The sequence below is a fragment of the Streptomyces venezuelae genome, assembly GCF_008642315.1.
GTDB lineage: Bacteria > Actinomycetota > Actinomycetes > Streptomycetales > Streptomycetaceae > Streptomyces > Streptomyces venezuelae_D.
Genome location: NZ_CP029192.1, coordinates 7,526,600 through 7,549,514 on the forward strand (window position 1 = coordinate 7,526,600; position 22,915 = coordinate 7,549,514).

The window sequence follows — 22,915 nt, forward strand, 5'->3', positions numbered from 1 at the left end:
GGGTGTGCGCGTACGCGACAAGGCTCCTCCAGGCACTGGATCTGACGGAACGTCAGAAGTGTGCCACGGGCAACCGGCTTTCGTCAGGGGGCACCGGAATCCGTCACGAGGTGGCCGACTTTCTTCGGGGGAGCGAAAACCGGCAGACGCGGTGAACCGGATGGCCCCCTTTCGCGTCCGAGTATCGGTAGGGGGTGTCCGGGGCCGACGGGGGTGGTCCCGGACACCCCCTACCGCACCCGAGGTGCCGGTGGCCTCACTTCCCCCACAGCGACTTCCGGGAGACGGGGAAGTCGAAGTAGGTGTCGGGGAACGTCTCCGGCTTGTACGTGTAGTGCCACCACTCCTCAGGGAGGTTGACGAAGCCCTCCTTGCCGAGCGCGTCGCGCAGGAGATCACGGTTGGCGCGCTGCTTGCCCTTGATCCGGGGATCGTCCGTGTGCGAGAGGGTGTCGAAGCAGTCGAATCCCGTCCCCATGTCCAAGGAGTTGTCCGGGAAGCGCTCGGCGCGTGGACCGAAGCAGGGCTTGAGCGGCTCTCCGGGGACGTACGGCCGGGTCGGCGGAGCCGGCAGCCGCACCACCGTCAGATCCACCGTGGAGCCCCGGCTGTGCCCGGACTTCTCCGCGATGTAGCCGTCGTCGAACAGCCGCGACTTGTCGACATGGGGATAGAACTCCGCCTTCATGCGCTCATCGGCGAGGTCCTCGGCCCAGCGCACGAAGTGGTCGACGGCCCGCTGCGGCCGGTAGCAGTCGTACACCTTCAGGGAGTAGCCCTTGCGCAGCAGCTTGCGCTGCGCCTTGTGCAAGGCCTTCGCCGCGGGCCCGGTGACGACGCACATCGGCTGCCTGTAGCCGTCCACGTGCTCGCCGACGAAGTTGTGCGGCGTGAAGTAGCGCATCTCCTGAATGATCGTCGGGTCGACGTCGCGGAGCGCGACGAACTCCTTCGGAGCCTTCGGCTCGGCACGCGCGTGTGCCGGGGATTCGGCACGCGCGTGCGCGGGGGAGGGGACGGCGGCCACGGAGAGCAGAGCGGCGGCACAGAGGGCGAGATTCCGCAGGGCGGGGACAAGTCCTGTCATGTCCCAGCGTCTATCAGGACCACCGCCACCCGCGAAAGACCGGCGCGGCAGGGATCGGATACAGTCCGCGGCGTGTCCGCATCCCCACACTCCACCAACTCCGTTCCGGGCTCCCACTGTTCGAGCTGCGGAACGTCCTACGAGGACCAGCCCGAGGGCTGGCCCCGCACCTGCGCCGACTGCGGCGCGGTGACCTATCGCAACCCGCTGCCCGTCGCGGTCGCGCTCCAGCCCGTCTACGACACCCAGGGCACAGGCCTGGTCGTCATCACCCGCACCATCGCTCCCGCGCGGGGAGGCATCGCGCTGCCCGGCGGGTTCATCGACGACCGGGAGGACTGGCGCGACGCGACCGTGCGCGAACTGAAGGAAGAGACCGGCATCGGAGCGGAGAGCCGCGACGTGCGCCTGGTCGACGCCATGAGTGCGACCGACGGCCACCTCCTGCTCTTCGGTCTCCTGCCCGCTCGCCCCGCCGCGGATCTGCCGCAGTCGGCCCCGACCGACGAGACCGAAGGCCGGCACCTGCTGCGCCGCCCCGAAGAACTCGCCTTCCCGCTGCACACACTGGCGGCACGCGCATGGTTCGAGGGCCGCTACTGACCGGCAACCGTGACCGGCTCCCCAAGGGCCGCGCCACATCCCTCAGCCGCGGCAGGCTTCCGCATCGCGGCTGACCCTCACCCGTCCAGACCCCGCACCCGCACCGGGCGCCCCGGTGCGGGCCCGTCCTCGCTCCCCTCCCGCTCGACGACGACCCGTCCCTCGCTCCACCGCGTCGTGAAGCGTTCGAGCTCCGCCTCCGCCCACCCGTCGCCCGCGTCGGCCACCACGAGGCCGCCCCCGGAACGTCCCTGGGCGGGCGCCCACGCCTCCAACTCGATGCCCCCCTCGCCCCCGCGCACCGGCAGCACCGAGCCCCCGCGCGCGAACACGGGAACGCGCGACAGCGGAGCGTCCACGAGCACCTTCCCCGGCCCCTCGTACGCCCGGCCGGTCGCCGTGTCGTACCAGCGCCCCCGCGGCAGCCGCACCGCCCGCCGCACCGCACCGCTCTCCAGCACGGGCGCCACCAGCAAGGAGTCACCGAGCAGGAAAGCGTCCTCACAGTCCCGCAAGGCCCTGTCCTCGGGGTTCCCCCACCACAAGGGCCGCACATAGGGAGCGCCGGTACGCCGCGCGAGATGGGCGAGTGTCACGAAGTACGGCAACAACCGCCTGCGCTCGACGAGTGCCTCACGCGCGTGACCCAGCACCTCGTCGCCGAACTCCCACGGCTCACGCCGCCCCGCCGTGATCGCCGCATGCGTGCGGAACAGCGGCAGATACGCCCCCAGTTGGAACCACCGCAGATACAGCTCCGGCGACGGACTGCCGTCGAAACCACCCACATCAGGACCCGAGTACGGCACACCGCACAACCCGAGCCCCAGCACCAGCGACAGCGACGCCCGAAGCCCCGGCCAGCCCGTGGACACGTCCCCGGACCACGTCCCTCCGTAGCGCTGCATTCCCGCCCACCCGGAACGCGAGAACAAGAAGGGCCGCTCCTCGGGGTGCAGGGCACGCACCGCCTCGTATCCGGCGCGGGCCATCGCAAGGCCGTAGACGTTGTGGGCCTCACGATGGTCACCGCCACGCCCTTCCAAGGAGTGCCGCGCAGACCGCGGCAGCGTCGCCTCACCGAAAGCGGCGAACGACACCGGCTCGTTCATGTCGTGCCAGAAACCCGAGAAACCCTGATCGAGACGCTCCTTGTAGAGCGTGCCCCACCACTCACGCGCGCGTGAGTCGGTGAAATCGGGAAACACCGCCTCCCCGGGCCATACGACACCACGGACAGGACGCCCCGAGGCATCGCGCACGAAGACATCGGAGGCCACCCCACTGTCGTACGCCTCTACTCCCTGCTCAGCCTTCACCCCAGGGTCGACGATCGACACGAGCCGGATCCCGCCCCTGCGCAACTCGTCCGCAAGCTGCGGCAGCTTGGGGAACCGCTCCCTGTCGACGGTGAACACCTGGTGCGCTTCGTAGTGATCGATGTCCAGGTGCACCGCATCCAGCGGCAGCCCGTGCTCCTTATAGCCGGCGACGATCCGCCGCACCTCCTGTTCGCTCCCGAAGCCCCACCGCGCGTGATGGTGCCCGAGCGCCCACGAGGGCGGCAGCGCAGGCGGACCGGTGAGCGACGCCCAGGTGTGCAGCACGCGCGCGGGAGTGCCGACCATCGCCCAGTAGCGCAGCGGACCGCCACTCATCCGCACCTCGCACGAACCGGCCCTGTCGTGCCCGGAACCGGCACCCTCAGCGCCCTCGTGGACAGAGACAGCGCCCTCCCAGGTGTTGTCGTGGAAGACCAGATGCGTGGCGGCGTCCGAGACCACCATCTGCACCGGCATGGTGATGTACAGCGGATCGTCGCCCGGCCCGAAGGACCCACCCGGATCCGTGTTCCACAGCCGGTACGTCCCGTTCCGCAGCCGGGGCCCCGAGGATCGGCCGCCGAGACCGAAGAAGCGCGCCTCCGCGGGCACCTCGGACCGCTGCACCCAGCGCCCCGCGCCACCATCGGCCCGCTCCCACCACCGAGGCGGCAGATCCCGCCGCAACGTCATACCGCCGGGCGTGCGCAGCTCCACCGCCCCGAACCGCGAGACGACGACCGTCACGCGCTCCGAGACCACCCGCCAGCCGCCCTCCGTGTCGGGCTCCAGGACGGCCCGGGGATCCGCCTCCGGGCTCCGGCCCGCCAACGCGTATGACGGCTCCGGCTCCGCCCCGTCCCACCCCAGGAACACCGCTCCGCCCGCGGTCACCCGCACCCGCAGCTCGGCACGGGCGAACCGCACCACACCGCCGCCCGGCTCCTGCTCCATCCCCGTCACGGGCCCCGGCACCCGTGCGCGCTCCGTGCCCCGCGGCACGACTGCCGCCGCGTCGGCCCGCCATCTGCGCCACGACGAGCGCACCGTGCGCAACCCCTGCGCCGTGCCGACCATGCCGACCACCTTCACCGAACGCACCAGGTCACGACCGTTCATGCTGCTCACCCTGCCACCGAAGAAGCCGTATGTGTGCCCCGTTCATTGGCCGTTCACCTGGGCCGACACCACACAGTCGCGGGGTCGACCGTGTGAGGCACACCCTGGTGCGGAAGTCGATCACGTGGCATCGTCCCTTGCAGCCGTGTTCACGCGCACACCCAGCACGTGCGCACCCCACACGCATACGACGCGTACAGTCCGGGAGCCGCCCCATGACGTCCTCAGCGAACCCTGCGCCGCTCTGGCAGCCGAGCCCGGAGAGGATCGCCGAAGCGCAGGTCACCAGGTTCCAGGCCTGGGCCGCCGAGCACTACGGAGCCCCGGCCGACGGAGGATACGAAGCGCTGCACCGCTGGTCGGTGACCGAGCTCGAGACGTTCTGGAAGGCCGTCACCGACTGGTTCGACGTCCGTTTCACCACCCCCTACGCGCGCGTACTCGGCGACCGCACCATGCCCGGGGCCGAGTGGTTCCCCGGAGCGACCCTCAACTACGCCGAACACGCACTGCGCGCCGCCGACGACCCCACGCGCGCGGACACCCCCGCCCTCCTCCACGTGGACGAGAGCCACGACCCGCAACCCGTCACCTGGGCCGAGCTGCGCCGCCAAGTCGGCTCCCTGACGGCGGAACTGCGCACCCTCGGCGTGCGCCCCGGAGACCGCGTCAGCGGCTACCTGCCCAACATCCCGCAGGCCGTCGTCGCGCTCCTGGCCACCGCCGCCGTCGGCGCCGTCTGGACCTCCTGCGCCCCCGACTTCGGCGCCCGCAGCGTCCTCGACCGCTTCCAGCAGGTCGAACCGGTCGTCCTGTTCACCGTCGACGGCTACCGCTACGGAGGCAAGGAGCACGACCGCCGCGACACCGTCGCCGAACTCCGCTCCGAACTGCCCAGCCTCCGCGCGGTCGTCCACATCCCACTGCTCGGCACCGAGGCCCCCGAAGGCGCCCTGGAATGGTCGGCCCTCACCTCGGGGGACACCGCCCCCACCTATGAAGCCGTCCCCTTCGACCACCCCCTGTGGGTGCTCTACTCGTCCGGCACCACAGGCCTGCCGAAGGCGATCGTCCAGTCCCAGGGCGGCATCCTCGTCGAACACCTCAAGCAGCTCGGCCTGCACTGCGACCTCGGCCCCGACGACCGTTTCTTCTGGTACACCTCGACCGGCTGGATGATGTGGAACTTCCTCGTCTCCGGCCTCCTCACGGGCACCACGATCGTCCTGTACGACGGCAGCCCCGGCCACCCGGACACCGCGGCCCAGTGGCGCATCGCCGAACGCACCGGAGCCACCCTGTTCGGCACCTCGGCCGCGTACGTCATGGCTTGCCGCAAGGCCGACGTCCACCCCGCCCGTGACTTCGACCTGTCCCGCGTCACCTGCGTCGCCACGACCGGCTCCCCGCTGCCCCCGGACGGCTTCCGCTGGCTCCACGACGAGTTCGCCGACACCCCGGGCGGTCTGTGGACCGCCTCCGTCAGCGGCGGCACCGACGTCTGCTCCTGCTTCGCCGGCGCCGTCCCCACGCTGCCCGTGCACATCGGGGAGCTCCAGGCACCCTGCCTCGGTACGGACCTGCAGTCCTGGGACCCCAACGGCAAACCGCTCACCGACGAGGTCGGCGAACTGGTGGTCACCAACCCCATGCCGTCCATGCCCATCCACTTCTGGAACGACCCGGAGGGCACGCGCTACCACGACAGCTACTTCGACACCTACCCCGGCGTCTGGCGCCACGGCGACTGGATCACCCTCACCTCACGAGGCTCGGTGGTCATCCACGGCCGCTCCGACTCCACGCTCAACCGCCAGGGCGTCCGCATGGGATCCGCCGACATCTACGAAGCCGTGGAACGCCTCCCGGAGATCCGCGAATCCCTCGTCATCGGCGTCGAACAGCCCGACGGCGGCTACTGGATGCCGCTCTTCGTCCACCTCGCCGAAGGCGCCGCCCTCGACGACACGCTCCGCGACCGGATCAAGCGGACGATCCGCGAGCAGCTCTCCCCGCGCCACGTCCCCGACGAGGTCATCGAGGTCCCCGGCATCCCGCACACCCTCACCGGCAAGCGCATCGAGGTCCCGGTCAAGCGCCTCCTGCAGGGGACACCTCTGGACAAGGCGGTCAACCCGGGCTCCGTCGACCGCCTCGAACTCCTCGACTTCTACGCGGACCTGGCCCGCGAGCGAGCCTGAGGACCACGCTTTTCCCCAGCTCAGCGGCGATTGTCAGTGCCTCTCATTACTGTGAGTGAGCATTGATCGACCGAGTGCAGGGGGAAATCATGGCGGACGCCCGAAACGACACGATGCGACGCGCACTGCGCCGCGAAGTCGCCGGAACCATCGGCCTGCTGGCCGACGAGGAGGACTTCGCGGCCATGCGCCGCTACCGCACTTTCACCTTCGACGACCACGAGACCTACCTCCAGCAGGTGGAAGGCCTCCTCAGAACCCTCGCGTCCCAGGGCCGGCACACCACCATCGCGCTCTTCGACCCCGAGGAGTACCAGGAGTACTGCGCGGAGACCGGCCTGAACCCGGACACCTCCGCCAGCCGCAGCCGCTTCACCGCCGCACTGGCATCGGGCGGCCCCACCGTTCCGTACGAGGGACAGGCCCTCGCCGACCTCGTCCCCGACCTCGTCGACGAAGCGGTCCGCCGAGCCACCTGGGAGTACGCGACCGTCGTGCTCGCCCGCGCAGGCACCTGCGCGACCTGCGGCGAGGACATCGGCCAAGCCGCCTTCAACCGGGCCTCCGCACTCATCACCCAGGCCCTCGACACCACCCATCCCGGCACCCGCCACCTCGTGTGCAGCGTGCCCTCCGACCCCGAAACCCTCCTCGCCGCACTCCACGTCGAGGTGGACACCGAAGGCCACGCCCTCCTCGACCACACCGAGGCCCTCGAATTCGCGACGGTCCTCGCCGTCGGCATCGCCACCCACCGCGCCGCCGGCATGGTGCTGCGCTCCAGCGCCGACGGCACCCGCGACCGCGTCCAGGGCTGGCGCATGAACGGCGGCCGACTCCAGCCGCTCACCGAGGCCGAAGTCTTCGACGCCTACTGCACCGATGCCATCACGGGCGAACTCGTCGCCCCCGAATCCGACGTCGACTACTGCGCCGCACCCAGCCTCGAAGCCGCCGATCCCGAAGGGGGCCATACCCACTGAACACACGAGGGCCGCCCCACCGAACGGCGGGGCGGCCCTCGAAATCAAACACTCGTCGGCTACTCGCCGGAGAGCACCGCCTGTGCGGCCTTGCGAGCCTCTTCCGCACTGTCCGCGGCACGCGCCGCCGACGCGGCACGCTCGCACTGCGCCAGCGTGTACTTGCCGAGCGTCGCACGCACGTAAGGAATGGACGCCGCACCCATCGACAGGGAGGTGACACCCAGACCGGTCAGCACACACGCGAGCAGCGGGTCGGAAGCCGCCTCGCCGCACACGCCACAGCTCTTGCCCTCGGCGCTCGCCGCCTCGGCGGACAGCGCGACCAGGTCGAGCAGCGCGGGCTGCCACGGGTCCTGGAGCCGGGACACCGCGCCCACCTGCCGGTCGGCGGCGAAGGCGTACTGGGCGAGGTCGTTGGTGCCCAGCGAGAGGAACTCGACCTCCTGGAGGATCGAGCGCGCCCGCAGGGCGGCCGACGGAATCTCGACCATCGCACCGAACTTCGCCTGCAGCCCCGCCTCGCGGCACGCGTCGGCGAACGCCTTGGCATCGGCACGGTCCGCCACCATCGGCGCCATGACCTCGAGGTAGACGGGCAGCCCCTCGGCGGCCTTGGCCAGCGCGGTCAGCTGCGTCCGCAGCACCTCGGGGTGGTCGAGCAGCGACCGCAGCCCGCGCACGCCGAGCGCCGGGTTCGGCTCGTCGGCCGGCGTCAGGAAGTCGAGCGGCTTGTCGGCGCCGGCGTCCAGCACACGCACGACGACCCGGCCCTCGGGGAAGGCCTCGAGCACCTTGCGGTACGCCTCGACCTGCTTCTCCTCGGACGGCGCCTTGGTGCTGTCGTCGAGGAACAGGAACTCGGTACGGAACAGGCCGACACCCTCGGCACCCGCCTCGACGGCCGCCGGCACATCGGCGGGACCGCCGACGTTGGCGAGCAGCGGCACCTTGTGCCCGTCGGAGGTCGCACCCGGACCGGTCGACGCGGCCAGCGCGGCCTTGCGCTCGGCGGCGGCAGCCTCGAGCTGCTCCCGCTTCTCGGCGCTCGGGTCCACGAAGATCTCACCGGTGCTGCCGTCCACGGCCACGACCGTGCCCTCGACGAGCTCACCGGCGCCCGGCAGCGCGACCACGGCCGGCACGCCGAGCGCACGGGCGAGGATCGCGCTGTGGCTGGTGGGCCCGCCCTCTTCGGTGACGAAGCCGAGCACCAGAGCGGGGTCGAGGAGCGCGGTGTCCGCGGGCGCGAGGTCACGCGCGATCAGCACGTACGGCTGGTCGCTGTCCGGAACACCCGGCATCGGAACGCCCAGCAGGCGCGCGACGATGCGGTTGCGCACGTCATCGAGGTCCGCCACTCGACCGGCCATGTACTCACCGGCACCGGCGAGCAGTTCGCGGTAGTGGGAGAAGGCGTCGTAGACAGCGCGCTCGGCCGTGCTGCCGACGGTGATGCGCCGGTCGACGTCGGACATGAGCTCCGGGTCCTGAGCGATCATGGCCTGCGCCTCGAGCACCGCCTGGGCCTCGCCACCGGCCAGATTGCCGCGCGCATTCAGGTCGGCCGCCACAGCTTCCACGGCCTGGCGAGCACGCCCCTGTTCGCGCTCGGCCTCCTCCGCCGGAATCTGCTTGGCCGGCGGCTCCAGAACCGCCGTGCCCATGTGCCGGACCTCGCCGACCGCCACTCCGTGGCTGACACCGACGCCTCGCAGCGTTGTCTCCATTTCACCCGTCTCCGGTAGTGCGACGGGCCCAGCCGCCGCGGTGGTTGTCCTGCGTGCCGTCAACGACGGCGATGACGTCACTTCCAGCTGAAGAGAGCGTCGCCGGCCTTCACTTCGCCGTCCTCGACGAGGTCGGAGAGGGACTCGGCCGTGGCCTCGAGGGCCACGATGGGGCACACCGGGGACTTGCCGGCGGCCTCGACGGCCGACGGGTCCCAGCGCACCACGGCCTGGCCGCGCTGCACGGTGTCGCCCTTGTTGACGAGGAGCTCGAAGCCCTCGCCGTTGAGCTGGACGGTGTCGATGCCGAGGTGCGTCAGCACGCCGTGACCCTGGTCGTCGACCACCACGAAGGCGTGGGGGTGAAGAGAGACGACGATGCCGTCCACGGGAGAGACGGCCTCAGAGGGCTCTCGCGCGGGATCGATGGCCGTGCCAGGCCCGACCATGGCGCCTGAGAACACGGGATCCGGTACAGCGGAGAGCCCAATGGCACGTCCTGCGAGCGGGGACGAAACACTGGTCATGGCAAGCCTCCCAGGGGGTGGAGATACGTAGCCGCCGTCACTACCTGTCCGGGACGACGCACTGTTCAGAAGCGTAAGTCATAAGAAGTCCCGGTTCCGCATGAGTGGTCCCGGTTGGCGGGAGTAGAGGCAGGGCACAAGCGATTTGCGCCTGCCCGGGGCCCGATGTACAGTCGTACTCCTGCCTGGGGCCGTGGGACGCAGCAAGCGTCCGGTCCCGGCGGCATCCTTCAAGTCAGATCCTATCCCTGGGTCCGGTTCCGCATGTCTGCGGTGACCGTGGTCAGAGGGTCGAGAAAGACCTGATAAAGTCGGAGCCGCCGGAAAGGGAAACGCGAAAGCCGAAAGGCCGGAGCGGGAACCGGAAAGGCACCGAGGAAATCGGACACGAAAGAGTCTGATAGAGTCGGAAACGCAAGAACAAAAGAAACACCGAAGGGAAGCGCCCGGAGGAAAGCCCGCAAGGGTGAGTACAAAGGAAGCGTCCGTTCCTTGAGAACTCAACAGCGTGCCAAAAGTCAACGCCAGATATGTTGATAACCCCGGCTCACTTCGGTGAGTTGGAGGTTCCTTTGAAAAAACACAGCGAGGACGCTGTGAACGGACGGGATTATTCCTCCCGACCGTTCCGCTCTCGTGTGTGAGCACCGGATTACCGGTACACATTCACGGAGAGTTTGATCCTGGCTCAGGACGAACGCTGGCGGCGTGCTTAACACATGCAAGTCGAACGATGAAGCCCTTCGGGGTGGATTAGTGGCGAACGGGTGAGTAACACGTGGGCAATCTGCCCTTCACTCTGGGACAAGCCCTGGAAACGGGGTCTAATACCGGATAACACCTTCCCTCGCATGGGGGAAGGTTGAAAGCTCCGGCGGTGAAGGATGAGCCCGCGGCCTATCAGCTTGTTGGTGAGGTAGAAGCTCACCAAGGCGACGACGGGTAGCCGGCCTGAGAGGGCGACCGGCCACACTGGGACTGAGACACGGCCCAGACTCCTACGGGAGGCAGCAGTGGGGAATATTGCACAATGGGCGAAAGCCTGATGCAGCGACGCCGCGTGAGGGATGACGGCCTTCGGGTTGTAAACCTCTTTCAGCAGGGAAGAAGCGAAAGTGACGGTACCTGCAGAAGAAGCGCCGGCTAACTACGTGCCAGCAGCCGCGGTAATACGTAGGGCGCAAGCGTTGTCCGGAATTATTGGGCGTAAAGAGCTCGTAGGCGGCTTGTCACGTCGATTGTGAAAGCTCGGGGCTTAACCCCGAGTCTGCAGTCGATACGGGCTAGCTAGAGTGTGGTAGGGGAGATCGGAATTCCTGGTGTAGCGGTGAAATGCGCAGATATCAGGAGGAACACCGGTGGCGAAGGCGGATCTCTGGGCCATTACTGACGCTGAGGAGCGAAAGCGTGGGGAGCGAACAGGATTAGATACCCTGGTAGTCCACGCCGTAAACGGTGGGAACTAGGTGTTGGCGACATTCCACGTCGTCGGTGCCGCAGCTAACGCATTAAGTTCCCCGCCTGGGGAGTACGGCCGCAAGGCTAAAACTCAAAGGAATTGACGGGGGCCCGCACAAGCAGCGGAGCATGTGGCTTAATTCGACGCAACGCGAAGAACCTTACCAAGGCTTGACATACACCGGAAAGCATTAGAGATAGTGCCCCCCTTGTGGTCGGTGTACAGGTGGTGCATGGCTGTCGTCAGCTCGTGTCGTGAGATGTTGGGTTAAGTCCCGCAACGAGCGCAACCCTTGTTCTGTGTTGCCAGCATGCCCTTCGGGGTGATGGGGACTCACAGGAGACCGCCGGGGTCAACTCGGAGGAAGGTGGGGACGACGTCAAGTCATCATGCCCCTTATGTCTTGGGCTGCACACGTGCTACAATGGCCGATACAATGAGCTGCGATACCGTGAGGTGGAGCGAATCTCAAAAAGTCGGTCTCAGTTCGGATTGGGGTCTGCAACTCGACCCCATGAAGTTGGAGTTGCTAGTAATCGCAGATCAGCATTGCTGCGGTGAATACGTTCCCGGGCCTTGTACACACCGCCCGTCACGTCACGAAAGTCGGTAACACCCGAAGCCGGTGGCCCAACCCCTTGTGGGAGGGAGCTGTCGAAGGTGGGACTGGCGATTGGGACGAAGTCGTAACAAGGTAGCCGTACCGGAAGGTGCGGCTGGATCACCTCCTTTCTAAGGAGCACTTCTAAGCCAGGCTTGCTTGGTTCAGAGGCCACTACGTCGGCAAACGTTCGACGGTGGTTGCTCATGGGTGGAACGTTGACTACTCGGCACACTTGATCGTCTTCTCCTTCTAGTACTGCTCGTCAGAGCGTGGAGCGTTGAGGGAAGCGGTAAGGGTGTCGGGCACGCTGTTGGGTATCTGAAGGTACGGCCGGTTTTCGGCTGCCTTCAGTGCCGACCCCAGTGCACTCACTGGTTTCCAGTGGGGTGATGGGTGGTTGGTCGTTGTTTGAGAACTGCACAGTGGACGCGAGCATCTGTGGCCAAGTTTTTAAGGGCGCACGGTGGATGCCTTGGCACCAGGAACCGATGAAGGACGTGGGAGGCCACGATAGTCCCCGGGGAGTCGTCAACCAGGCTTTGATCCGGGGGTTTCCGAATGGGGAAACCCGGCAGTCGTCATGGGCTGTCACCCGCTGCTGAACACATAGGCAGTGTGGAGGGAACGCGGGGAAGTGAAACATCTCAGTACCCGCAGGAAGAGAAAACAACCGTGATTCCGGGAGTAGTGGCGAGCGAAACCGGATGAGGCCAAACCGTATGCGTGTGAGACCCGGCAGGGGTTGCGCATACGGGGTTGTGGGATCTCTCTTTTACAGTCTGCCGGCTGTGAGACGAGTCAGAAACCGTTGATGTAGACGAAGGACATGCGAAAGGTCCGGCGTAGAGGGTAAGACCCCCGTAGTCGAAACGTCAGCGGCTCGTTTGAGAGACACCCAAGTAGCACGGGGCCCGAGAAATCCCGTGTGAATCTGGCGGGACCACCCGTTAAGCCTAAATATTCCCTGGTGACCGATAGCGGATAGTACCGTGAGGGAATGGTGAAAAGTACCGCGGGAGCGGAGTGAAATAGTACCTGAAACCGTGTGCCTACAAGCCGTGGGAGCGTCGGGATGGAGCTTGCTCCATCCTCGTGACTGCGTGCCTTTTGAAGAATGAGCCTGCGAGTTTGCGGTGTGTTGCGAGGTTAACCCGTGTGGGGAAGCCGTAGCGAAAGCGAGTCCGAATAGGGCGACATAGTAGCGCGCTCAAGACCCGAAGCGGAGTGATCTAGCCATGGGCAGGTTGAAGCGGCTGTAAGAGGTCGTGGAGGACCGAACCCACCAGGGTTGAAAACCTGGGGGATGACCTGTGGTTAGGGGTGAAAGGCCAATCAAACTCCGTGATAGCTGGTTCTCCCCGAAATGCATTTAGGTGCAGCGTCGTGTGTTTCTTGCCGGAGGTAGAGCACTGGATAGGCGATGGGCCCTACCGGGTTACTGACCTTAGCCAAACTCCGAATGCCGGTAAGTGAGAGCACGGCAGTGAGACTGTGGGGGATAAGCTCCATGGTCGAGAGGGAAACAGCCCAGAGCATCGACTAAGGCCCCTAAGCGTACGCTAAGTGGGAAAGGATGTGGAGTCGCAGAGACAACCAGGAGGTTGGCTTAGAAGCAGCCACCCTTGAAAGAGTGCGTAATAGCTCACTGGTCTAGTGATTCCGCGCCGACAATGTAGCGGGGCTCAAGCGTACCGCCGAAGTCGTGTCATTCCAGCAGTAAGCCCCAACGGGTGCTGGGATGGGTAGGGGAGCGTCGTGTGCCGGGTGAAGCTGCGCCGGAAGGCAGTGGTGGACGGTTCACGAGTGAGAATGCAGGCATGAGTAGCGATACATACGTGAGAAACGTGTGCGCCGATTGACTAAGGGTTCCTGGGTCAAGCTGATCTGCCCAGGGTAAGTCGGGACCTAAGGCGAGGCCGACAGGCGTAGTCGATGGATAACCGGTTGATATTCCGGTACCCGCTGTGAAGCGTCAAACATCGAGCCCATTAATGCTAAGGCCGTGAAGCCGTCCTGGAGCCTTCGGGCAAAGGGAAGTGGTGGAGCCGCTGACCCAAGGTGGTAGTAGGTGAGTGATGGGGTGACGCAGGAAGGTAGTCCAGCCCGGGCGGTGGTTGTCCCGGGGTAAGGGTGTAGCCCGTCATCTAGGTAAATCCGGATGACATGAGGGTGAGACCTGATGCCGAGCCGATTGTGGTGAAGTGGATGATCCTATGCTGTCGAGAAAAGCCTCTAGCGAGTTTCATGGCGGCCCGTACCCTAAACCGACTCAGGTGGTCAGGTAGAGAATACCGAGGCGTTCGGGTGAACTATGGTTAAGGAACTCGGCAAAATGCCCCCGTAACTTCGGGAGAAGGGGGGCCATTCCTGGTGATGAGTCTTGCACTCTGAGCTGGGGGTGGCCGCAGAGACCAGCGAGAAGCGACTGTTTACTAAAAACACAGGTCCGTGCGAAGCCGTAAGGCGATGTATACGGACTGACGCCTGCCCGGTGCTGGAACGTTAAGGGGACCGGTTAGTGCGCTTTCGGGCGTGCGAAGCTGAGAACTTAAGCGCCAGTAAACGGCGGTGGTAACTATAACCATCCTAAGGTAGCGAAATTCCTTGTCGGGTAAGTTCCGACCTGCACGAATGGCGTAACGACTTCTCGACTGTCTCAACCATAGGCCCGGTGAAATTGCACTACGAGTAAAGATGCTCGTTTCGCGCAGAAGGACGGAAAGACCCCGGGACCTTTACTACAGTTTGATATTGGTGTTCGGTTCGGCTTGTGTAGGATAGGTGGGAGACTTTGAAGCGGGCACGCCAGTGTTCGTGGAGTCAACGTTGAAATACCACTCTGGTCGTGCTGGATGTCTAACCTCGGTCCGTGATCCGGATCAGGGACAGTGTCTGATGGGTAGTTTAACTGGGGCGGTTGCCTCCCAAAGAGTAACGGAGGCGCCCAAAGGTTCCCTCAGCCTGGTTGGTAATCAGGTGTTGAGTGTAAGTGCACAAGGGAGCTTGACTGTGAGACCGACGGGTCGAGCAGGGACGAAAGTCGGGACTAGTGATCCGGCGGTGGCTTGTGGAAGCGCCGTCGCTCAACGGATAAAAGGTACCCCGGGGATAACAGGCTGATCTTCCCCAAGAGTCCATATCGACGGGATGGTTTGGCACCTCGATGTCGGCTCGTCGCATCCTGGGGCTGGAGTCGGTCCCAAGGGTTGGGCTGTTCGCCCATTAAAGCGGTACGCGAGCTGGGTTTAGAACGTCGTGAGACAGTTCGGTCCCTATCCTCTGTGCGCGTAGGAATATTGAGAAGGGCTGTCCCTAGTACGAGAGGACCGGGACGGACGAACCTCTGGTGTGCCAGTTGTCCTGCCAAGGGCATGGCTGGTTGGCTACGTTCGGAAAGGATAACCGCTGAAAGCATCTAAGCGGGAAGCCTGCTTCGAGATGAGTATTCCCACCCCCTTTGAGGGGTTAAGGCTCCCAGTAGACGACTGGGTTGATAGGCCAGATCTGGAAGCCCGGTAACGGGTGGAGGTGACTGGTACTAATAGGCCGAGGGCTTGTCCTCAGTTGCTCGCGTCCACTGTGTTGGTTCTGAAACCACGAACAACCCCATGCAAGGTCACGCATGGTGCGGTTGACAGTTTCATAGTGTTTCGGTGGTCATAGCGTGAGGGAAACGCCCGGTTACATTCCGAACCCGGAAGCTAAGCCTCACAGCGCCGATGGTACTGCAGGGGGGACCCTGTGGGAGAGTAGGACGCCGCCGAACTCCTTTTGATAAGAGCTGGTCCCTGAACTTCGGTTCAGGGACCAGCTCTTTTTTGTTTTCCCGGTGTAAGGCCGCCCACTCCGGATCTCCTCGGCCCCACTCCCGGACCCCCTCCTGCACTCCCGAGGGGCCACTGAGGGTAAGGTCAGGAGGCATCATTGGCTCTTTTCCCACAGGAGGCCCCCGGGTGGAGGTCCAGGAGACGCGGGTCCAGACGGACCGTGTCCTCACCATCCCGAACATCCTCAGCATGGCGCGCCTCGCCGGCGTACCCCTCTTCCTGTGGTTGATCCTCAGGCCCGAGTTCGGCGGGCCCAACAGCGACGGATGGGCGCTGCTGGTCCTGGCGCTGAGCGGAGTCAGTGACTACCTCGACGGCAAGCTCGCGCGTCGCTGGAACCAGATCAGCAACCTGGGCCGGCTCCTCGACCCCGCGGCCGACCGGCTCTATATCCTCTCCACCCTGGTCGGACTCACCTGGCGGGAGATTCTTCCGCTCTGGCTGACCGCGGCACTGCTGCTGCGTGAGCTGGTCCTGCTGGTGATGGTCGGAGTCCTCAGGCGGCATGGCTATCCGCCGCCGCAGGTGAACTTCCTGGGCAAGGCCGCCACCTTCAACCTGATGTACGCCTTTCCACTACTGCTCCTCAGTGACGGAAGCGGCCCGCTTGCCACACTCGCTGCTATTTTCGGATGGGCGTTCGCAGGTTGGGGTACAAGTCTGTACTGGTGGGCAGGGATCCTCTATGTGGTCCAGGTCCGCCGACTTGTCAAGGTGGACAAGCCAGCCGCTTGAGCTCGCCGTTATGGCAGCTGCAGAGGCTCGAAGGCTCTCATCCGAGCAATGATGGCAAGCCCATCCCGGTGAGCTGTGTCGGCTGGTTCGTCGTCTAATGAGGAGGACGTTTCCGACATGAAGGCCGTCGTGATGGCCGGCGGTGAGGGCACCCGCCTTCGCCCCATGACCTCGAGCATGCCCAAGCCGCTCCTTCCCGTGGCCAACCGGCCGATCATGGAGCACGTGCTGCGCCTGCTGAAGAGGCATGGGCTCACCGAGACCGTAGTGACAGTGCAGTTCTTGGCATCGCTCGTCAAGAACTACTTCGGCGACGGCGAAGAGCTGGGAATGGAGCTCACCTATGCCAACGAGGAAAAGCCGCTCGGGACCGCGGGCAGCGTGAAGAACGCCGAGGAAGCGCTGAAGGACGACGCCTTCCTCGTGATCTCCGGTGACGCGCTCACCGATTTCGACCTCAGCGAGCTCATTTCCTTCCACAAGGAAAAGGGCGCGCTCGTCACCGTGTGTCTCACGCGCGTACCCAACCCGCTGGAATTCGGCATCACCATCGTCGACGAAGAGGGCAAGGTCGAGCGCTTCCTGGAGAAGCCGACCTGGGGACAGGTCTTCTCCGACACGGTGAACACGGGCATCTACGTGATGGAGCCCGAGGTATTCGACTACGTCGACCCCGACGTGCCGGTCGACTGGTCCGGAGACGTCTTCCCGCAGCTCATGAAGGAAGGCAAGCCCGTGTACGGCTACGTCGCCGAGGGCTACTGGGAGGACGTCGGCACGCACGAGAGCTACGTCAAGGCGCAGGCCGACGTGCTCGAGGGCAAGGTCGACGTCGAGCTCGACGGCTTCGAGATCTCGCCCGGCGTGTGGGTGGCCGAAGGGGCCGAGGTGCATCCCGACGCCGTGCTGCGCGGCCCGCTGTACGTCGGTGACTACGCCAAGATCGAAGCGGACGCCGAAATCCGTGAGCACACTGTCGTGGGCTCGAACGTCGTGGTGAAGAGCGGTGCGTTCCTGCACAAGGCCGTCGTGCACGACAACGTCTACATCGGCCAGCACAGCAACCTCCGTGGCTGTGTCGTCGGCAAGAACACCGACATCATGCGCGCCGCCAGAATCGAGGACGGCGCGGTCATCGGGGACGAGTGCCTGGTCGGTGAAGAATCGATCGTCCAGGGCAACGTCAGGGTGTATCCGTTCAAGACGATCGAGGCAGGCGCGTTCGTCAACACCTCGGTCATCTGGGAGTCCCGCGGCCAGGCGCATCTGTTCGGCGCGCGGGGAGTCTCCGGAATCCTGAACGTGGAGATCACGCCGGAGCTCGCCGTACGGCTCGCGGGGGCGTACGCGACGACCCTGAAGAAGGGCTCCACCGTCACCACCGCGCGTGACCACTCGCGAGGCGCGCGTGCGCTCAAGCGTGCGGTGATCTCGGCGCTGCAGGCCAGCGCCATCGACGTACGGGATCTGGAGAACGTGCCGCTGCCGGTCGCGCGGCAGCAGACGGCCAGGGGCAGTGCCGGGGGGATCATGATCCGGACGACGCCCGGTGTGCCGGACTCCGTCGACATCATGTTCTTCGACGGGAACGGAGCCGACCTGTCGCAGGGGAGCCAGCGCAAGCTCGACCGGGTCTACGCGCGCCAGGAGTACCGGCGGGCCTTCCCGGGTGAGATCGGTGACCTGCACTTCCCGTCCAGCGTCTTCGACTCGTACACCGGGTCGCTGCTGCGGAACGTGGACACCACAGGTGTCGCCGAGTCGGGGCTGAAGGTCGTCGTCGACGCGTCCAACGGAAGCGCCGGACTCGTACTGCCGAGCCTCCTCGGGAAGCTCGGGGTGGACGCGCTGACGATCAACCCGGGTCTCGACGAGTCGCGGCCCACCGAGACGGCCGACGCCCGCAGGTCCGGGCTCGTACGGCTCGGGGAGATCGTGGCGTCCGCGCGGGCCGCCTTCGGCGTGCGGTTCGACCCCGTCGGCGAGCGTCTCTCGCTCGTGGACGAGAAGGGGCGGATCGTCGAGGACGACAGGGCCCTGCTGGTCATGCTCGACCTGGTGGCCGCCGAGCGGCGCAGCGGGCGGGTGGCGCTGCCGGTGACCACGACGCGTATCGCCGAGCAGGTCGCCGCGTACCACGGCACGCAGGTGGACTGGACGACCACGTCGCCCGACGATCTGACGAGGGTGGGGCGGGGCGACTCGACGATCTTCGGCGGCGATGGGCGCGGCGGGTTCATCGTGCCCGAGTTCAGTGGCGTCTTCGACGGAACCGCCGCGTTCGTGCGGCTCGTCGGGCTGGTCGCGCGAACGCAGCTCACGCTGAGTCAGATCGACGCGCGGATCCCGCGGGCGCACGTGCTGAAGCGTGACCTCGCGACGCCGTGGGCGGTCAAGGGGCTCGTGATGCGGCGGGTGGTCGAGGAAGCCGGTGACCGGTCCGTGGACACCACCGACGGCGTGCGGGTCGTGGAGGCCGACGGGCGCTGGGTGCTGGTGCTGCCCGACCCGGCCGAGGCCGTCACGCACCTGTGGGCCGAGGGGCCCGACGACGCGTCCGCGCAGGCGCTGCTCGACGAGTGGTCCACGGTGGTGGACAGCGCCGGTCGCTGACCTGTCCCGGGCGCCGGGCAGCAGCCGCAACAGGTGCTGTCCGGCGCGCCGGTGGGGCCATTCGGAGGTAACGCCCGCGACGTGCGACGATGTGCGGCATGCCGCAGCAGCCCCCCGTTCGGAGCACCCCCTCGCGCCCCCGGCGCCCGGACGCCTCCATGTCGCTGCTCACCACCGTCATGGACCACAGTCTGGACGAGGGATACGCGGAGGCGGCGGCCCGCAAGGAGGCCAGAGGGGACAGTGGTGTCCCGCGCCCGCTGCGGGCCAAACTCGGGCTCGCGGCCGGTCTGGTGCTGGCGGCCCTGGTGGTCACCGTGGGTGCCGCGCAGGCGCGCATAGAGGCACCTGTGTTGGCCAAGGAGCGCGAGGAGCTCATCGACCGGGTCGAAGAGGCGACGGCGGGTGCCGACGCGCTCGAGGACGACGTGGACAAACTCCGCGACGACGTCGGAGAGCGTCAGGAAGCGGCGCTGAAGGAGCACGGCGGCAGCCAGGGGGAGTTGGTGGGGCTCCTCTCCGGCGCCACGGAAGTCCACGGACCCGGCGTGAAGCTTGTCGTGGACGACAAGAAGGAAGCCGAACAGGGCGGTGGCGGACCGCGCGAAAGCAACGGGTTCTCGGACACGGGGCGTGTGCGTGACCGGGACATGCAGCGTGTCGTCAACGGTCTGTGGCAGTCCGGCGCCGAAGCGATTTCCATCAACGACCAGCGTCTCACCGCGCTGTCGGCGATCAGGGCCGCGGGTGACGCGATACTGGTCGACAACCGGCCGCTGGTGCCGCCGTATACGGTGCTCGCGGTGGGAGACGGCAAACGCTTGAGCACCCGGTTCCAGGACAGCCCCGACGGTCAGTACCTGCATGCTCTGCAGGAGAACTTCGGCATCCGGACCAGCATCTCCGTGTCGGACGAGCTCCGTCTTCCGGCAGCACCGAGCGTGACCGTACGAACAGCAGAGCCGAAGGCAGGAAAGGGCACATCGTGATCGCCGTACTGGGCCTCGTCGTGGGAGTCGTGGCCGGATTGTTGGTTCGGCCCGAGGTTCCGGCGGTGGTCGAGCCGTACCTGCCGATCGCCGTGGTCGCGGCTCTCGACGCCGTGTTCGGAGGGCTGCGGGCCATGCTCGACGGCATCTTCGACGACAAGGTGTTCGTGGTGTCGTTCCTGTCGAACGTCGTGGTGGCCGCGCTCATCGTGTTCCTGGGCGACAAGCTGGGCGTGGGCGCCCAGCTCTCCACCGGTGTGGTGGTCGTCCTCGGCATCCGGATCTTCTCCAACGCCGCGGCGATCCGCCGGCACGTCTTCAGGGCGTGACGCCGATGACCGCCGACGAGAGCCCCGACTACAACCGGCGCAGGGAACTCCCCGAGGAGGTCCCGAACCCGCCGGGCACGCCCGCGCCCGAGACGCCCGGCTCCGAGCCGTCTGGAGCCGCTGAGCACGGCGCCACGAAGCCGCCGGGGAAACCGCAGCTCACCGGCCGTCAGCGGCTGGCTCAGGGCCTGTGGCCGCCCCGCGTGACCCGGCCCCAACTCATCGTCGCCCTGCTGCTGTTCGTGCTCGGCCTCGGCCTGGCCATCCAGGTGCGGTCCAACAACGACAGCAGCGCCCTGCGCGGCGCACGGCAAGAAGATCTCGTACGCATCCTCGATGAACTGGATGACCGAACTGAGCGTCTGGAAGAGGAGAAGCGGCGCCTCGAGGAGCAGCGGACCGGTCTGGAGAACAGCTCGGACCAAGCCGAAGAGGCCCGCAAGCAGACGGTCGAGCGGGAACGGCAACTGGGCATCCTGGCAGGCACGGTGGCGGCCCAGGGACCCGGCATCCAGCTGACCATCGAGGACACGAAGGGGGCGATCGAGGCGGACATGCTGCTCGACGCCATTCAGGAGCTGCGCGCCGCGGGCGCGGAGGCGATCCAGATCAACGACGTGCGTGTCGTCGCCGACACGTATCTGTCGGACGCCGGCGGTGGTGGCGTCCGTGTGGACGGCCGCAAGGTCGGCGAGCCGTACCTCTTCAAGGTGATCGGCAAGCCGCAGGATCTGGAACCTGCGCTGAACATCCCGGGAGGCGTGGTGCAGACTCTGGAGAAGGAGCAGGCCACGGTCACCGTGGAACGCTCGGAGAAGATCGTTGTGGACGCCTTGCGACCTGCGAAGCGGCCTGACTACGCTCGGTCGTCCTCCCAGTGACGGGCGGACGCATGGGCGTCGTCGGGCGGGGGCATGAGGTTGCGGGGGGTCGGCGCACCGGAACTACGGTGCGTGGTGGAAACTGTTTGGTGGTCACGGACGTTGTGAGGATGTCTGGCTCACCGACGAATGCCGGTGTGTGCAATCAGGGTTCGTCCTGCCCCACGGGCGGGTCTGTTTCGGTCAAGGGGAATCGCCCGTGAAGTTGTTTGCGAAGTTGTTCGGCAAGAGCGCACGTGAGGACAGCGGCAATCCGGCCACTGCCCGGCACCGTGCCCCGCGCCACGGAGATGGTGAGGAGCAGGGCGCAGGGCGCCCGATGTTCCGCGATCAGGTCGCTGGTCCAGGTGGTGACAATTCGGGCGGACAGGGCGCGTCGTCTGTTGACCCTGCCGGTCCCGGCCGCATAGGTTTCGGGGAACCTTCAACCTCAAGTACGGGTGGAGGGTTCGCCCCCGGCCCGTACGGATCCAATGCCCCCGCGGGGCAGCCACGGCAGGAGGACCCGTCCATGGCTCTGGTGTGTACGAGGTGCGGGAACCGCAACGCCGAGGCGAGCCGGTTCTGCTCCAACTGCGGTGCGCCGCTGCGGGCCGGAGCCACTCCGGAGCGTGCGTCCGAGACCACCTCGACGATCTCCATCTCGGGCCTGGAGGCCTACGACGCCGAGGCGACGGGCCAGAATCCGTCTCCCGCGCTCTCTCCGGAGGCGCAGGCGGCCGTCGACGCCCTGCCGCTCGGCTCGGCGCTCCTCGTGGTGCGCCGCGGTCCGAACTCGGGCAGCCGCTTCCTGCTCGACGGCGAGCTGACCACGGCCGGCCGCCACCCGCAGAGCGACATCTTCCTCGACGACGTGACCGTGTCGCGTCGCCACGTGGAGTTCCGTCGGGTCCAGGACGGTTCCTTCACGGTCGCGGACGTGGGCAGCCTCAACGGCACGTACGTCAACCGGGAGCGGATCGACTCGGTCTCGCTCTCGAACGGCGACGAGGTGCAGATCGGCAAGTACCGACTGGTCTTCTACGCGAGCCAGCGGGCCGTCGGCCTCTGATTCACCCCCAGGCACTGTCTGGGGGTACGACCCCCAGGGAAGGCCCATGCTTCAAACACCGAGGGGCGGTGCCGGGAACGGCACCGCCGCCGCGGACCGTCGGCTGATGAGCATCGGTACCGTGCTGAACGAACTGCGTGACGAATTCCCCGAGGTCACGATCTCGAAGATCCGGTTCCTCGAGGCCGAGGGGCTCATCGAGCCGCAGCGCACGCCGTCGGGGTACCGGAAGTTCAGCCCGGAGGACGTCGAACGGCTCGGTCACGTCCTGCGGATGCAGCGGGACCACTATCTGCCCCTCAAGGTCATCCGTGAGCACCTCGAGGCGCTGGAGCGCGGCGAGAGGCCTCCGCTGCCGTCCCTGGGGCGTCAGCGGGAGGACGGTGACGGACCGGGCCAAGACGAGGCCGAGGGGCCGACGGCGGCCCGCGTGGGCCGTGACGAGCTCCTGGCCGCGGCCGAGATCGACGAGGGGCAGCTCCACGAGTGGGAGTCGTACGGCCTGGTCGCGCCCTTGCCGGACGGCGGGTACGACGCGGAGGCCGTCACGGTCGCCTCCCTCGTGGTCGAGCTGGGGCGATTCGGTATCGAGCCCCGTCATCTGCGGGCCATGAAGGCCGCCGCCGAGCGCGAGGCAGGCCTCGTCGACGCAGTGGTCGCGCCGTTGCGCCGGCACCGCAATCCGCAGACCAGGGCCCATGCCGAGGCCCGTACCAAAGAGCTGGCGGGTCTCACGGGAAGGCTGCACTCGGCGCTCGTGCAGACCGCGCTCGGCGTCAGATTGCCCTGACTCGGTCGCGCCCGGCCGGTACTCGACGGGTGCCCGACTACCCAAACCTGCCAGCCACGTCCTAG

14 protein-coding genes and 3 rRNA genes are annotated in these 22,915 nt (G+C 66.5%); 13 read left to right on the top strand and 4 right to left on the bottom strand.

Annotated elements, in window-relative coordinates; translation table 11 throughout:
- Positions 1-256: 256 nt before the first annotated feature.
- Positions 257-1,087, bottom strand: coding sequence for a M15 family metallopeptidase (locus DEJ48_RS33300; protein ID WP_150219855.1), 831 nt, complete (start codon positions 1,085-1,087; stop codon positions 257-259).
- A 72-nt stretch (positions 1,088-1,159) separates the two neighbouring features.
- Between DEJ48_RS33300 and DEJ48_RS33305 the strand changes: the two genes are divergently transcribed.
- A complete protein-coding gene (locus DEJ48_RS33305) occupies positions 1,160-1,690 on the top strand; it encodes an NUDIX domain-containing protein (protein WP_150219856.1) in 531 nt (176 codons plus the stop codon).
- 77 nt (positions 1,691-1,767) lie between these two features.
- Here DEJ48_RS33305 and DEJ48_RS33310 read toward each other — a convergent pair whose 3' ends face one another.
- Entirely contained in the window at positions 1,768-4,131 is a 2,364-nt protein-coding gene (locus DEJ48_RS33310) for a glycoside hydrolase family 31 protein (protein WP_150219857.1), read from the bottom strand.
- A gap of 215 nt (positions 4,132-4,346) precedes the next feature.
- Between DEJ48_RS33310 and DEJ48_RS33315 the strand changes: the two genes are divergently transcribed.
- Together DEJ48_RS33315 and DEJ48_RS33320 are read left to right on the top strand one after the other, a co-directional pair.
- Positions 4,347-6,332, top strand: a complete 1,986-nt coding sequence (locus DEJ48_RS33315; RefSeq protein WP_150219858.1) for an acetoacetate--CoA ligase — start codon at positions 4,347-4,349, stop codon at positions 6,330-6,332.
- A gap of 89 nt (positions 6,333-6,421) precedes the next feature.
- The gene (locus DEJ48_RS33320; protein WP_150219859.1) at positions 6,422-7,315 is read left to right on the top strand and encodes a hypothetical protein; all 894 of its coding nucleotides are present in this window, start codon (positions 6,422-6,424) and stop codon (positions 7,313-7,315) included.
- A 59-nt stretch (positions 7,316-7,374) separates the two neighbouring features.
- Here the strand turns inward: DEJ48_RS33320 and ptsP are convergent, their stop codons facing one another.
- Complete coding sequence (ptsP, locus tag DEJ48_RS33325; RefSeq protein ID WP_150219860.1) at positions 7,375-9,045, bottom strand: phosphoenolpyruvate--protein phosphotransferase; 1,671 nt, start codon at positions 9,043-9,045, stop codon at positions 7,375-7,377.
- Positions 9,046-9,122: 77 nt separating this feature from the next.
- Positions 9,123-9,572, bottom strand: coding sequence for a PTS glucose transporter subunit IIA (locus tag DEJ48_RS33330; RefSeq protein WP_150182667.1), 450 nt, complete (start codon positions 9,570-9,572; stop codon positions 9,123-9,125).
- Positions 9,573-10,237: 665 nt separating this feature from the next.
- Here DEJ48_RS33330 and DEJ48_RS33340 point away from each other — a divergent pair.
- The 10 genes from DEJ48_RS33340 to DEJ48_RS33385 all read left to right on the top strand — a co-directional run bounded on the left by DEJ48_RS33340 (position 10,238) and on the right by DEJ48_RS33385 (position 22,850).
- Positions 10,238-11,763, top strand: a 16S ribosomal RNA gene (locus DEJ48_RS33340).
- A 312-nt stretch (positions 11,764-12,075) separates the two neighbouring features.
- Positions 12,076-15,197 (top strand): 23S ribosomal RNA (locus tag DEJ48_RS33345).
- Positions 15,198-15,284: 87 nt separating this feature from the next.
- Positions 15,285-15,401, top strand: a 5S ribosomal RNA gene (rrf, locus tag DEJ48_RS33350).
- The 16S, 23S and 5S rRNA genes sit together here, the layout of an rRNA operon.
- A gap of 187 nt (positions 15,402-15,588) precedes the next feature.
- Positions 15,589-16,197, top strand: coding sequence for a CDP-alcohol phosphatidyltransferase family protein (locus tag DEJ48_RS33355; protein WP_150219861.1), 609 nt, complete (start codon positions 15,589-15,591; stop codon positions 16,195-16,197).
- Positions 16,198-16,314: 117 nt separating this feature from the next.
- Positions 16,315-18,810 carry a mannose-1-phosphate guanyltransferase gene (locus DEJ48_RS33360; RefSeq protein WP_150219862.1) on the top strand — a complete coding sequence of 832 codons (2,496 nt, stop codon included), beginning with the start codon at positions 16,315-16,317 and terminating at the stop codon, positions 18,808-18,810.
- Positions 18,811-18,899: 89 nt separating this feature from the next.
- Positions 18,900-19,799, top strand: coding sequence for a DUF881 domain-containing protein (locus DEJ48_RS33365; RefSeq protein ID WP_150219863.1), 900 nt, complete (start codon positions 18,900-18,902; stop codon positions 19,797-19,799).
- Positions 19,796-20,128 (top strand): small basic family protein, encoded by a 333-nt coding sequence (locus DEJ48_RS33370; RefSeq protein ID WP_003988855.1) that lies wholly within the window; start codon positions 19,796-19,798, stop codon positions 20,126-20,128. The genes DEJ48_RS33365 and DEJ48_RS33370 overlap by 4 nt, the downstream gene beginning before the upstream one ends.
- A 5-nt stretch (positions 20,129-20,133) precedes the next feature.
- On the top strand, positions 20,134-21,009 hold the full coding sequence (locus tag DEJ48_RS33375) for a DUF881 domain-containing protein (protein WP_150219864.1): 876 nt from the start codon (positions 20,134-20,136) through the stop codon (positions 21,007-21,009).
- A gap of 82 nt (positions 21,010-21,091) precedes the next feature.
- Positions 21,092-22,060 carry an FHA domain-containing protein gene (locus tag DEJ48_RS33380; protein ID WP_150182659.1) on the top strand — a complete coding sequence of 323 codons (969 nt, stop codon included), beginning with the start codon at positions 21,092-21,094 and terminating at the stop codon, positions 22,058-22,060.
- Between the two features lie 46 nt (positions 22,061-22,106).
- Positions 22,107-22,850 carry a MerR family transcriptional regulator gene (locus DEJ48_RS33385; RefSeq protein WP_150219865.1) on the top strand — a complete coding sequence of 248 codons (744 nt, stop codon included), beginning with the start codon at positions 22,107-22,109 and terminating at the stop codon, positions 22,848-22,850.
- Positions 22,851-22,915 lie beyond the last annotated feature (65 nt).